This is a genomic window from Nitrosospira multiformis, assembly GCF_900110185.1.
Lineage (GTDB): Bacteria > Pseudomonadota > Gammaproteobacteria > Burkholderiales > Nitrosomonadaceae > Nitrosospira > Nitrosospira multiformis_A.
Map to the genome: position 1 here is coordinate 91045 of NZ_FOCT01000005.1, position 12494 is coordinate 103538.

The window sequence follows — 12494 nt, forward strand, 5'->3', positions numbered from 1 at the left end:
GCTTATATGCCCGACTGTCCTGCATTCCAGCCGCCATGCCCGCCACTTGGCCAAGAGAAGGGTCTATTTGTGAGTTTTTTTTAATGAAGGACATTTTTCCTCCTTCCTTTCCCTCCTCCGGGCCGATTGCGTGGTTCACCGCCAATCCGATCGCTGCCAATCTCCTCATGGTGCTCATTCTGCTTGGGGGTGCAAGCAGCCTGCTGCTGATGGACAAGGAAGTGTTTCCCCGATTCATGCCCCATCAGATCGAGATCAAGGCGACCTATCCGGGTGCAGGCCCTCTGGAGATCGAAGAGTCCGTTTGCATCCGAATCGAAGAGGCAGTCTACAATCTGCCCGGCATTAAAAGGTTGAACTCTGAAATTGTCGAAGGGGAATGCACGGTCAAGCTGACCGCCCTGCCCACCTACGACAGAGATCAAGTGATGAACGCGGCACGCGGAAGGGTGCAAGCGATTCAGCGTCTGCCGAAAGGCCTGGAGAAGATTGAGGTGCAGCCGGCAAACCGCATCGGAGATGATGGCGTTATCTGGGTGGCGTTATACGGCCCTACTGATCCGCTTACCCTCAGGCGCCTGGGCGACGGCATTCATGCCGAGCTCTCCCGCATACCGGGGGTAACGCGGGCGCACAACTATTACCAGCTGCCGTATGAAATTGCTATAGAGGTATCCACGGAGAAACTGCGCCAGTATGGCGTCTCCCTCAAGGAGGTGACGGAAACCATTCGGCGCGCTTCGGTGGACCTGCCCGGAGGAGTAATGAAAAATCCGGCAGGGGAGTTGCTGCTCAGGGTCAAGGGCAAAGCCCAGGATGATGTATCGGTTGGAAACCTCGTGGTGAGCACCCGGCCGGACGGAAGCCGTGTGCTGCTTCGCGATGTAGCGGCCATCAAGGATGGCCTGGAAGAGCGGTTGTCCGAGTGGCACCACAATGGGGAAACCGCTCAAGGCTGGGAAATTCATGCCGAAAAAGATTCAGTGGCAGTGGCGCGTCGTGTGAAGGCTTACGTAGCGGAAAAAAAAGCGGAGCTTCCCCAGGGAGTGGGTCTGATCACCTGGTGGGATGATTCGCAGGCTTACGAAGAGCGCATTGGCACCCTGATGGAGGATGGGCTCACGGGATTCGTACTGGTCTGCCTCATCCTGACCCTGTTCCTTCAATTCAAAGTGGCCGTGTGGGCCGGAGCGGGAATCCTGACGTCGATATTCGGCGCGTTCTGGCTCATGCCGGCTCTGGATATTTCCCTCAACATGCTGTCGCTGTTCGGTTTCCTGCTGGCCATGGGAATTCTCGTGGATGATGCAATTATCATAGGAGAAGCTATCTATGCCCGCCAGGAAGAAGCGAAAGCAGGAGCCGCTGCCGCGACAGGTGAAGGGAACGGCTCATCGGCTGCGGAATTCCGCTGGATGCAAAGAAACCTGCAGGCAGCAATCCTTGGCGCGCGCGAAGTCGCGTTGCCGGTTACTCTCGCCGTCATGATCGCGCTTGTCGCGTTTCTGCCCGGCTTATTCCTGCCGGGGTGGGCCGGCCAGATGATGAAACCCATCTGTCTGGTAATGGTTCTCACACTAGTATTTTCGCTGGTTGAGGCGCTGCTGATCCTGCCCTCTCATCTGGCGACACCGTCCAGGAGCACATGGGCCTACCCGCCCTTGCTGCATCTGCGCGCCGCGCTCAATCATGGATTGCAGCAGTTTGTCCGCCGTGTTTACGAACCATTGCTACAGAAAGCGCTAGCCTGGCGTTATCTCACGATCGCCATTTTCGCTGTCCTGCTGATGCTGGCTGTGGCATTGGTGGCCGGAGGCCATGTGCGGATGGCTTTGCAGGCGGACGTGACAAAAGAGAGCTTCTGGGTCTATCTGAAACTGCCCGAAGACGCACCCTATAGCGAAACGCGCAGAATAGCGGAAAAAGTAGAGCAGGCGTTGCTGCAATTGCGGGAAGAACTGGATAGAGAGGCAGTCAAGAGTGACCCGGATATCGGCGGGAGCGTCATCGTCGGCATGGAAACGATCATCGCGGAACATAGCGCGGGTTTTTGGACCGAACTCTCTCCCACTGGCCGCCAGCACATCGTGGTAGAGGATTTCATCCGCGAGTGGCGCAAGCGTATCGGTGACATCGGACGGGCCAAGATTGACTTCCTGTATAAGGAAGGGGATCTCCCCTACGATATCGAATTCGATCTTGGCCACCCCGATCCGGAAACCCTGACGACAGCTGTGGCGGTATTCAAACAGAAACTGGCGGATTATATCGGGGTATACGATGTGGTCGATTCCGCCGAGGCCGGCAAACCTGAAGTCCGCCTGCGTCTCAAGCCCGAGGCGGAACGCCTTGGTATACGGCTGGAAGATATTGCCGAGCAAATGCGCCACGCCTACTACGGCGACGAGGTGCATCGGCTGCAACGAGGGCGCAATGAGGTCAAGGTCATGGTGCGTCTGCCGCGTAGCGAGAGGCAGTCACTCGACGATCTGCAGAATCTTCCGGTTCGTTTGCCCAGTGGAGCCCAAGCCCCCCTCGGAGTCCTTGCGGAAGTCGAATTGATGCCCGGCCAGGCAAAACTGCTTCGCCAGGACCGGCAGCGCATCCTCAAGGTACAGGCCCAGACCGACCCCAAACTTGCTGATGTGAACCACATTTATGCCGGTTTTGCAGCGCATGAAATACCTGAAATAAAACGTCAGTTTCCAGGGTTGGAGATCGACATTGGCGAAGAGCGCCAGGAACAGGAACAGACGATCCAGAAGCTGGTGCTTTTTACCGGAGCTGCTCTGGCCGTTATCTATGCCCTGATTGCCATTCCTTTTCGTTCATATACCAAGCCGCTGATCTTTCTTCTGGCGGCTCCGGTGGCCTGGAGCGGCGCGGTGTGGGCGCACTGGCTGATCGGTCTTCCGCTATCCATGGAGTCGCTGGTGGGCATGATCGCCGCGAGCGGGGTAGTAATAAACGATAGCCTGGTACTGCTGGATTACGTACAAAAACGGGGAGACAGCGGCCGGCCCGTCTCGGCGCTTATCCTCGAGGCATGCAGCGCCCGCTTCAGGCCAATTCTGCTCGCCTTTCTCACCAATTTTGTCGGATTTCTTCCCATCCTGCTCGAAAGGAGCGAACAGGCACAGTTCCTGGTCCCCATGACGCTCTCCCTGACCGTGGGGCTGCTGGTGGGCATGGCGGCAAGCCTCATACTGACACCCGTGTGTTATGCTGTCACCGAGCCTTCCGGCAAACAGCCGATGCTGGCGGAAATGGCTCGCTGAGGGTTTGAAACTTCGCTGTTTATAAGGATGGCGGCAGTTTATAATAAAAACCGTGCCACAATCCTCCATGATAGCCACCCAGATTGTTCTGATCTTTAGCCACCTCTTCAAACTGCCCTTGATTTGATTTTTTCGGTATCTGAAATAGATATCCGGTATTGAAAACCGGGATACGGGCAACTGCATATTCAATTATAAAGCGTCAAATATGGAATCCGTTTTAAAGCAGTCGCGGCGCATCGTCGTCAAGGTCGGCAGCAGTCTGGTAACGAACCAGGGACAAGGCCTTGACCATGCAGCGCTCGCGCACTGGGCTGGACAAATCGTTAAACTCAAGAAGATCGGCAAGGAAGTGGTGCTCGTTTCTTCCGGGGCCATAGCGGAGGGGATGCAACGCCTGAAATGGAAAAAGCGCCCGCACGCCATCCACGAATTGCAGGCGGCAGCAGCGGTGGGACAAATGGGCCTGGTGCAGGCCTATGAAACCTGCTTCCGCAAGCACGAATTGCACTCGGCCCAGGTTTTGCTCACCCACGAAGACTTGTCCGACCGCAAGCGCTATCTGAACGCGCGCTCCACGCTGGCCACGCTGTTGAATCTGAATGTCATTCCAATCATCAATGAAAATGATACGGTAGCGACCGATGAAATCCGCTTCGGCGATAACGATACGCTAGCCGCACTGGTAACCAACCTGATCGAGGCGGATGTTCTGGTAATTCTGACTGATCAGCGAGGGCTATTCACAGCCGATCCGCGAAAAGATGCCCAGGCGAAACTGGTGGAGCAAGCGAAAGCCGGAGATTCGGACATCGAACGGATGGCGGGGGGTGCAGGCAGCGAAATAGGACGAGGCGGCATGGTGACCAAAGTACTGGCGGCCAAACGCGCGGCGAGAAGCGGCGCGCACACGGTGATTGCGTCGGGACGCGAAGCGGATGTCCTGATTCGCCTCGCCCGAGGGGAAGCGATCGGCACCCAGTTGCTGGCGGAAACCATGACGCTTGCCGCTCGCAAGCAGTGGCTGGCGGACCATCTGCAAATCCGGGGAAATGTCACGCTGGACGAAGGAGCGGTGGAAGCACTGGCCGTTGGCGGCAAAAGCCTTCTGCCGGTCGGCGTGACGGATGTGCGCGGAAACTTCGAACGGGGCGAAGTCGTAGGCTGCCTTGATCCGCATGGAAGGGAAATCGCTCGCGGACTGGTCAATTACAATGCTGCGGAAACCCGGCGTATTCTCCGTCGGGCAAGCGACGAAATCGAAAGCCTTCTCGGCTATATAGGTGAACCGGAGCTCATCCACAGGGATAACCTGGTTCTGCTTTAACACCTCTATGCAGTACTCATTATCGCCGGAGAAAACCTGATGAAACCCATGACCAGAATTGACGATAATTTCTCAACCAGCCCACAGATCGATGCCGAAGATCTGATCGATATCAAGGCCGCGGGTTTTAAAAGTGTGATTTGCAACCGCCCGGATAGCGAGGACGGAGGTCATCATCCAAACCACGATTTTCTCGCATCCGAAGCCAGCAAGCTGGGACTTGAATTTTCCTACCTGCCGGTTGTGCCAGGACAAATCAATGACAGTCATGTTGTGCAGTTCAAGACACTCATGAACGAACTGCCCGGTCCTACCCTTGGCTACTGCCGGCTCGAGCTTCGCTCCAAAGCACTTTACGAGCGCTCGCGATAAATATTCTTAAATAGGCCAATCCGGGAGTTCGCATTCATAGCGGTCAGTCCAGCTCCCGACCCAACCGTCACTTCGTTTCGCCTTCCTTGGGAGAAGGAGAACACTCATCCTCTCAGCTAGTACCTTACCGCTCGCGGATGAATGCCGGCTTTCAATGCCTGGATCGCTTCATCCGCATCCTTCACTGTCTGAAGTCCGAGAGGACAGAAAAAATACCGGTAAAGCGCGCGCTGAGGATAGTTCTGAGCAATACTTTCGAGATCGACCCATTTCGACAATCCTGCCCGTGCCCAGGTTTTATCGTTGCGCCCATAGGCATAGGTTCTTTTCTCTTCGGTCTGGCAGCGTATTCCCTCGTAGCTCACATTCATCGCACCGGTGGGGGATTTGATGACAAGGGTGTAACGCACGACACCATCTTCTCCCACTGTAATAGACGCACCGTCGACATAATGCGTATTCGAACTTGCGGGACCGGCATCGAATTGCAGCAGATTTTCCTGCTCGGGATAAGGAGGCAATTCCGTCTGCAGCTCGACCCACGGCCGTTCATGATCGAACTCATATTCGAATTTTTGTTGCTGGGCAAAAACTGAAATCGATGTACTCGAAAGCAGCAACCAGAATATGAGCAGGTAAATTCTCATCACCCCGGGAGATCTGCGGTCAGATCATCCATCAAAGCATTCCGCGCTGCCGCATCCACTTCCTGCTCCGGCACTTTATAGGCAGAATGATCGATGCCCATGCTCAAAGAGGCGCCTTCACGCAATGCCTTTATCATTTCCAGCCCCAACTCGAATCGCAGAAAATGGACGGAAGCGGTCTTTTTTTCATTCTCCCGGTCCAGATCTTCGTCCGCAATGGCATAGACCGGGTCGAAGCCGTTCACTTTTATCCATACCTTGTCCTCTATACCTATCAATTCGGCCAATCTGGCTACGCGCTCAACAGGATCCGGGTATTCGATCATCATCGTTGCCTTCCAGTTGGTCCCATCCGGCACCAGCGGATTGTAGGCTTCCAGTTCCTCCTGGATGCCCGCTTCCTCAAAAATCTTTTCTACCCGCAGCATCTCCTGGATCTGATACCGCATCGTCAACTCATCCTCGAAAATGAGGGTCACGTTCGTGCCGAGGTGTATCTTGCGGTTACGTTTGTGCGCCATTACACGCGCACGGAATTCCTGCCGTGACTTTGCGTAATCTTCCAGGGTCATCAGGCTGCTGCGTGTGATCTGAGGCATAATTATTATTTGATCATGATAATGAATAGAGGCAACGCCAGCTGAATATCGCAGTCGTTCAGGCCAGCCCGTATGCGATGCGGATGAGGGTCAAGGGATGCGCCTTCTGCGCGCTTGTTTCGCCCATGCCTTGCTCGATATGGCGGCCAGCGATCGCGCAATCGGAACTGATATAGTCAGGATCATGCTGGGCCATCTGCCTGAACACGGGCCTGCCGATCTTCATGGAGTCGGCAAAGTATTCGCTTTTTACGCCCCAGGTGCCGTCGTGCCCGGAGCAGCGCTCCACTACGGTCACCTTTGTGTCGGGCACCATCTGCAACAGATCTTTCGTCTTCTGGCCGATATTCTGCACGCGCAAATGACAAGGAATATGGTATGAAACCTTGCCTAGCGATTTCTTGAAATCCGTCTTCAGCAGGCCATCACGATTTCGCATCGTCAGATATTCGAAGGGATCGAGCATGGCTTTGGCTACCGCCTTCACATCCTCGTTGTCCGGGAACATGAGCGGCAATTCCTGTTTGTACATAAGCGTGCAGGACGGCACCGCTGTGAGTATTGCATAACCTTCCCTGGCCAGTTTCGCCAGTGGGGGGATATTTTTATCCTTGAGTTCTTTCACGGCATGCAAGTCACCCAGCTCCAGCTTCGGCATTCCACAACAGGCTTCTTTCTCCACCAGCCGTACTGGAATCTCGTTATGGTCCAGTATCTTCAATAAATCGTGCCCTATTCCAGGCTCGTTATAGTTGATGTAACAGGTGGAATAAATTGCCACTTTCCCGGACGTCCGCTCGCCGTTGCGCACTTCGTGATCCACGTTCGGCTGGGCGGTCTTGCGAAATCTGTGACTGTCGTACTCCGGCAATCTGCGTTCTGCATGAATGCCAAGCATGCTGTCCATCAGTTTGCGGGTAGCGGGCGCCTTGTTGATCGCATTGACTGCCTGGACCACGACGGGAATGCTGGCAAGCTTGCCCACCGCGTCGGTGCTGGACAACAGCTTGTCACGGAAACTCGCACCGCCTTTTTCGTGCTTGACCGCCTTGGCGCGCAGCATCAGGTGTGGAAAATCGACATTCCATGGATGAGGAGGCACATACGGGCATTTCGTCATGGAGCACATATCGCAGAGATAGCAGCGATCCACCACCTCCCAATATCTCGATTTCTCCACTGCGTCCAGTTCGCCGGTCGGCCCCTCATCTATGAGATCGAACAAGCGCGGAAATGCGGTGCACAGATTCACGCAGCGGCGGCAGCCGTGACATATGTCGAAGACGCGCTCCATCTCCGCGACCAGCTTGGGTTCGTCATAATATTCCGGATTTTCCCAGTCGATGGGAAGGCGCTTTGGCGCCTCCAGGCTGCCTTCGCGAGTGGTCATGCGTGAAAATGAATGGGGAAATAAAACAGATGGAAATTCGGTTGAAAATTCCGGAACAATAACAATACAAGCGGAAGGAACGGGATGCAGGATCCGATCCCTTCCGCTTGTTGTCTATAGTCGCCTATCGGGTCGACTGAATTACTTGTCGAATCGTTAGTCGCCCAGACTGTCCAAAGCCTTTTGGAAGCGATTGGCGTGGGAGCGCTCGGCCTTGCCCAATGTCTCAAACCATTCGGCGATTTCATCGAAACCTTCATCACGTGCGGTTTTAGCCATTCCGGGATACATATCCGTATATTCATGCGTCTCTCCCGCAATGGCTGTTTCAAGGTTGGCGCGGGTCGAACCAAATGGCAAGCCGGTGGCGGGATCTCCACTCGCCTCCAGGTATTCGAGGTGGCCGTGCGCATGTCCGGTTTCGCCTTCAGCAGTCGAGCGGAAAACCACTGCCACATCGTTTTGCCCTTCCACATCCGCTTTGTTTGCGAAGTAAAGATAACGCCGGTTCGCCTGCGATTCCCCGGCAAAAGCCGCTTTCAAATTGCCTTCTGTTTTCGTTCCTTTGAGTTCCATCATTCCCCTCCTGTATCAAATTACCAATAAATAAAGCTTTCCGCCGATGCGGCCGGATATGCGATTCGAATGAACCGGGACCCGTGCGCATCAACTCGCCCTAGCCCTATGAGACTATCGAAGGCTACTTGAGTTGTCAACCGCCCATATGCATTCTTTATATTCCGCCTTTCTGCTGTGAACCGGACTGGAAATTCAAGTAAGCAGGTTTTGCGGCTTGCCTGCCACCCAGGCTTCGATATTGTCGACCAGCTGATCCGCAAGAAAACGCATGGCCTCGGTAGAGGCCCAGGCGATGTGAGGTGTCAGGATAAAGTTGGGACGGCGCAAGCCAAGCAGGGGATTGCCGGCTCTGGGAGGTTCCGTCGTCAGCACATCGAAACCGGCGCCGGCGATAGTGCCATCGTCCAGCGCCTGTACCAGCGCCGCCTCATCCACCAATCCTCCCCGCGCCGTGTTGATGAGCAATGCATTACGCTTCATCTTGCGCAATTCGTTCATGCCAATCAGGTTTCGGGTAGCGGGAGTCAGCGGGCAATGCAGCGAAAGGATGTCGGATTCCGCAAGTACCTGATCGAACGGGGTGAGAACCACGTCCTTCTTCTTTCGCGATTCATGATAGGCAAACAGCACCCGCATGCCGAATCCCTGTGCAATAGCGGCAGTGCCGCGCCCAATCGTGCCCTCCCCGACAATACCGATGGTGGCGCCAAACAACTCACCGATCTCATGAGTAAAGAGGCAGAACTGCTCCGATTTCTGCCACCTTCCCTGCTCGATCTCCTGCCGGTAGGCAAAAAGATTTCTGCGTAGCGCGAGCACCAGGGCGAATACATGCTCAGGTACGGTATGAATTGCATAATTGCGAATATTCGCCACGGCAATGCCGCGCCCGCGGCAAGCGCCGATATCGACAGCGTCATATCCGGTGGCCGCAATAGCGACCATTTTCAGCTTTGGCAATTGCGCCAGAGTTTCCTCGCTCAACCCCACCTTGTTGATGATTGCGATGGTTGCGTGCTGTAAATGCGACACCACCTGGTCAGGCGTCGTTTTGGCGTATTCCTCATACGTGTGCTCGAAATTCGGCCGGCGCACTTCCACCTTCAGGGAATCCCTTTCCAGAAAAACGACGTGATGATTCATGTTCATTTCCCTCTTGTGTGAAATTTGTATAGGAAACCGGAATTCCGGTACCAGAACCGGCAGAACCGGCGTGGGCGGTATTACTCCCGATTCATCCTCGCTGAAAAGAGACTGGCCGAAACGATCATTGCTCCACCCGCCCATTCCCTCAGTGTCATGGCTTCATCAGTCAGGAAGTAAGCCGCCACCGCCGCCACCACCAACTCGAACAGCATAATCACGATAGCCTGGTTGGCAGGGGTATGGGTAAGCCCGTATTGCACCATCAGACTCAGGGCAAATACCGTCAACCCCACCAGCAGCAGGAGCAGAAACGTATAGGCGGAAATATCGACCGATGCAGGCAGACCAGGCAGGAACAGACTATAACCGAATGCCACCAGCGCAACTCCCACCCATACTGCAACCGATTTTAATTGAACATCATGATATTGGTCTTTTCTGCTCAGCACGTTCGCCAAAGCGAACATGAAACCAGCGGATATTCCCATCCAGTCGGCATAGGAGGAAGGCAGCAGGCTGCCTTCCGGTTGCCATAACATGATTATCGCACCCCCCAGGGAAAAAACGATAACCAGGTAGCCGTGCACGCTTAACACCTCACTCAGCAGGAAGCGCGCAAACACGATGGTCCATAGCGGCGAGAGGTAAAATAACAGCATGACCCGCATGATTTCGCCATGGAGCACACCGAGAACGTAAGCGAGATTGGCCCAGCCTGCAGACAATCCTATTCCGACGAGCAGGCAGGTTTCCCTGTCAAGTAGGCGTACGGTGCGCAATTTGTGACGAAATACGGCCAGGCCGAGCAGCAGGGCCACAAGATAGGTAATAACGGTTGCAGTCGGCCCGCTTACCCCGGTCTGCTCCAATAATCGATAGGGATACCACAGCAAACCCCAGATCGTAGCGCCTACAAGCAGGGCAGCGATCGGGAAAGCATTTTGTCCCCCACCTTGTCCACCTTGGGTAGATTGTTTATTTTGCTTTGTGAGCAAGAGAGTGCCCTCTTATAATCCTGCTTCGATCAATAACTCAACGGGGAATAGAGCTTTCTTCCCATCGCCTTAAATTGAATCCCAATCTGAACCGCCTGCAACCATACCCTTTTGAGAAGCTCACCAAGCTATTTGAAGGCATCGAGCCTGCATCGGCTTTTACACCTATCAGTCTCCACATTGGGGAGCCCAAGCATTCGACTCCGGATTTCATTCGCCAGGCCTTGATGGAAAATCTGGTGAAGATGGCGCACTATCCGGCAACCCTCGGCGCGCGATCCCTGCGTGTCAGCGTTGGCAAATGGCTGATGCAGCGCTACGGCCTGCCGGCAATCGATCCCGATACCGAAATCCTGCCGGTCAACGGGAGCCGCGAAGCCTTGTTTTCTTTTGCGCAGGCAGTGATCGATTCTTCCAAGTCTGATGCAATTGTAATTTGTCCGAACCCGTTTTATCAGATATACGAAGGCGCTGCATTGCTTGCCGGCGCAACGCCTTGTTTCCTCAATACCCTGCCCGAGAATGATTTTTCGCTCGACTATGCTCAATTACCGGATGAAGTATGGGCGCGCACCCAACTTGTGTATGTCTGTTCGCCCGGCAATCCCACTGGCCGCGTAATGTCGATGGACGAATGGCGCCATCTGTTCGAGCTTTCGGACCGTTATGGATTTGTCATTGCATCGGACGAATGTTACTCTGAAATCTATTTTGATGAAGCTTCTCCTCCATTGGGCGCGCTCCAGGCCGCCCACCGTCTGGGCCGGGAACGCTTTCCCCGGCTGGTGGTATTCAGCAGCCTTTCCAAAAGATCGAACGTTCCCGGCATGCGTTCCGGATTCGTTGCCGGAGATGCGGCGATCCTGAAAAAATTCCTGCTCTACCGCACCTACCACGGCAGCGCGATGAACCCGGCGGTACAGGCGGCCAGCGAGGAGGCTTGGAATGATGAGGTTCATGTTGTCGAAAATCGCCGCCTCTACCGCGAGAAATTCAAGGCAGTCGTCAAATTACTACAGGGCACGCTACCGGTTTCGCTGCCGGACGCGGCTTTCTACCTGTGGCTGAAAATACCGGTGAATGACGTCGAGTTCGCCCGGCAGCTCTATCGCGATTATAATGTCACGGTTTTGCCTGGCAGCTACCTTGCACGGCATGCGCATGGGATTAACCCCGGCGAAAATTTTGTCCGGATTGCCCTGGTGGCATCCGTCATGGAATGCGCCGCCGCTACCGAGCGGATAAAGAAGCTGGTATCCAGCCTGTAGCGGGTAGCCTGTAAAGCAGCGATATATCAACAAGAAATCGAAGGAAGACCATGGATCAGCTCCAAAGTACGATTGAAGAAGCGTTTGAACGCCGCGCCGAGATCACGCCGCGTAACGTCGAAGCGAAGCTCAAGGAATCCATTACCCAGGTACTGGAGATGCTCGACAGCGGCAAACTGCGGGTGGCGGAAAAAACAGACGGTGAATGGAAAACCCATCAATGGATAAAAAAAGCCGTGCTGTTGTCGTTCCGCATCGAGGACAATAGCTTCATCAAGGGTGGATTTTCCAATTATTTCGACAAAGTACCTTCCAAGTTTGCAGATTACAGTTCCCGCGATTTTCGTAATGGCGGTTTCCGCGTCGTGCCTCCCGCAACCGTACGCAAAGGCGCTTTCATTGCCAGCAATGTCGTGCTGATGCCCTCCTACGTGAATATCGGTGCATACGTAGATGAAGGCACCATGGTCGACACCTGGGCTACGGTGGGTTCCTGCGCGCAGATCGGGAAAAATGTGCATCTATCCGGGGGTGTCGGAATCGGCGGAGTGCTCGAGCCCGTGCAGGCCAATCCTACCATCATCGAGGACAACTGCTTCATCGGCGCGCGCTCGGAAGTCGTGGAAGGCGTGATTGTCGGCGAAAATTCTGTGATTTCCATGGGCGTATACATCGGCCAGAGTACCAGGATTTATAATCGCGAAACAGGTGAAATCAGCTATGGTCGTATCCCATCCGGTTCCGTCGTCGTTTCCGGCAGCCTGCCTTCCGCAGACGGCAAATACAGCCTCTATTGTGCAGTCATCGTAAAACAGGTGGATGCCAAGACCCGTGCGAAAACCGGTATCAATGAGCTGTTAAGGGGAATTTAACAGCCGGTTCTCATCCACACC

The 12494-nt window shown here is 54.6% G+C and carries 11 protein-coding genes; 5 read left to right on the top strand and 6 right to left on the bottom strand.

Annotated elements, in window-relative coordinates; all coding sequences use genetic code 11:
• Positions 1-83 precede the first annotated feature (83 nt).
• From BMY01_RS07205 to BMY01_RS07215, 3 genes are all read left to right on the top strand, one after another.
• Positions 84-3278 carry an efflux RND transporter permease subunit gene (locus BMY01_RS07205; protein ID WP_074745712.1) on the top strand — a complete coding sequence of 1065 codons (3195 nt, stop codon included), beginning with the start codon at positions 84-86 and terminating at the stop codon, positions 3276-3278.
• 208 nt (positions 3279-3486) lie between these two features.
• On the top strand, positions 3487-4605 hold the full coding sequence (proB, locus tag BMY01_RS07210; RefSeq protein WP_074745714.1) for a glutamate 5-kinase: 1119 nt from the start codon (positions 3487-3489) through the stop codon (positions 4603-4605).
• 39 nt (positions 4606-4644) lie between these two features.
• Complete coding sequence (locus BMY01_RS07215) at positions 4645-4977, top strand: protein tyrosine phosphatase family protein (RefSeq protein WP_081353815.1); 333 nt, start codon at positions 4645-4647, stop codon at positions 4975-4977.
• 116 nt (positions 4978-5093) lie between these two features.
• Here the strand turns inward: BMY01_RS07215 and BMY01_RS07220 are convergent, their stop codons facing one another.
• The 6 genes from BMY01_RS07220 to BMY01_RS07245 all read right to left on the bottom strand — a co-directional run bounded on the left by BMY01_RS07220 (position 5094) and on the right by BMY01_RS07245 (position 10333).
• Positions 5094-5624: a CNP1-like family protein gene (locus BMY01_RS07220; protein ID WP_074745715.1), complete on the bottom strand. Its 531-nt coding sequence runs from the start codon at positions 5622-5624 to the stop codon at positions 5094-5096.
• On the bottom strand, positions 5624-6223 hold the full coding sequence (locus BMY01_RS07225) for a DUF3501 family protein (protein ID WP_074745717.1): 600 nt from the start codon (positions 6221-6223) through the stop codon (positions 5624-5626). Before BMY01_RS07225 ends, BMY01_RS07220 begins: the two co-directional genes overlap by 1 nt.
• Before the next feature lie 58 nt (positions 6224-6281).
• Positions 6282-7613, bottom strand: coding sequence for a (Fe-S)-binding protein (locus BMY01_RS07230; RefSeq protein WP_074745719.1), 1332 nt, complete (start codon positions 7611-7613; stop codon positions 6282-6284).
• Positions 7614-7769: 156 nt separating this feature from the next.
• Positions 7770-8189 (bottom strand): rubrerythrin family protein, encoded by a 420-nt coding sequence (locus BMY01_RS07235; RefSeq protein WP_217638635.1) that lies wholly within the window; start codon positions 8187-8189, stop codon positions 7770-7772.
• A gap of 195 nt (positions 8190-8384) precedes the next feature.
• The gene (locus tag BMY01_RS07240; RefSeq protein ID WP_074745720.1) at positions 8385-9335 is read right to left on the bottom strand and encodes a D-2-hydroxyacid dehydrogenase; all 951 of its coding nucleotides are present in this window, start codon (positions 9333-9335) and stop codon (positions 8385-8387) included.
• Between the two features lie 80 nt (positions 9336-9415).
• Entirely contained in the window at positions 9416-10333 is a 918-nt protein-coding gene (locus BMY01_RS07245) for a DMT family transporter (RefSeq protein ID WP_074745722.1), read from the bottom strand.
• 74 nt (positions 10334-10407) lie between these two features.
• On the opposite strand from BMY01_RS07245, the gene dapC reads away from it, so the two are divergent.
• Entirely contained in the window at positions 10408-11601 is a 1194-nt protein-coding gene (dapC, locus tag BMY01_RS07250) for a succinyldiaminopimelate transaminase (protein WP_074745724.1), read from the top strand.
• Between the two features lie 50 nt (positions 11602-11651).
• A complete protein-coding gene (dapD, locus tag BMY01_RS07255) occupies positions 11652-12473 on the top strand; it encodes a 2,3,4,5-tetrahydropyridine-2,6-dicarboxylate N-succinyltransferase (protein ID WP_074745726.1) in 822 nt (273 codons plus the stop codon).
• The last annotated feature ends 21 nt before the right edge of the window (positions 12474-12494 follow it).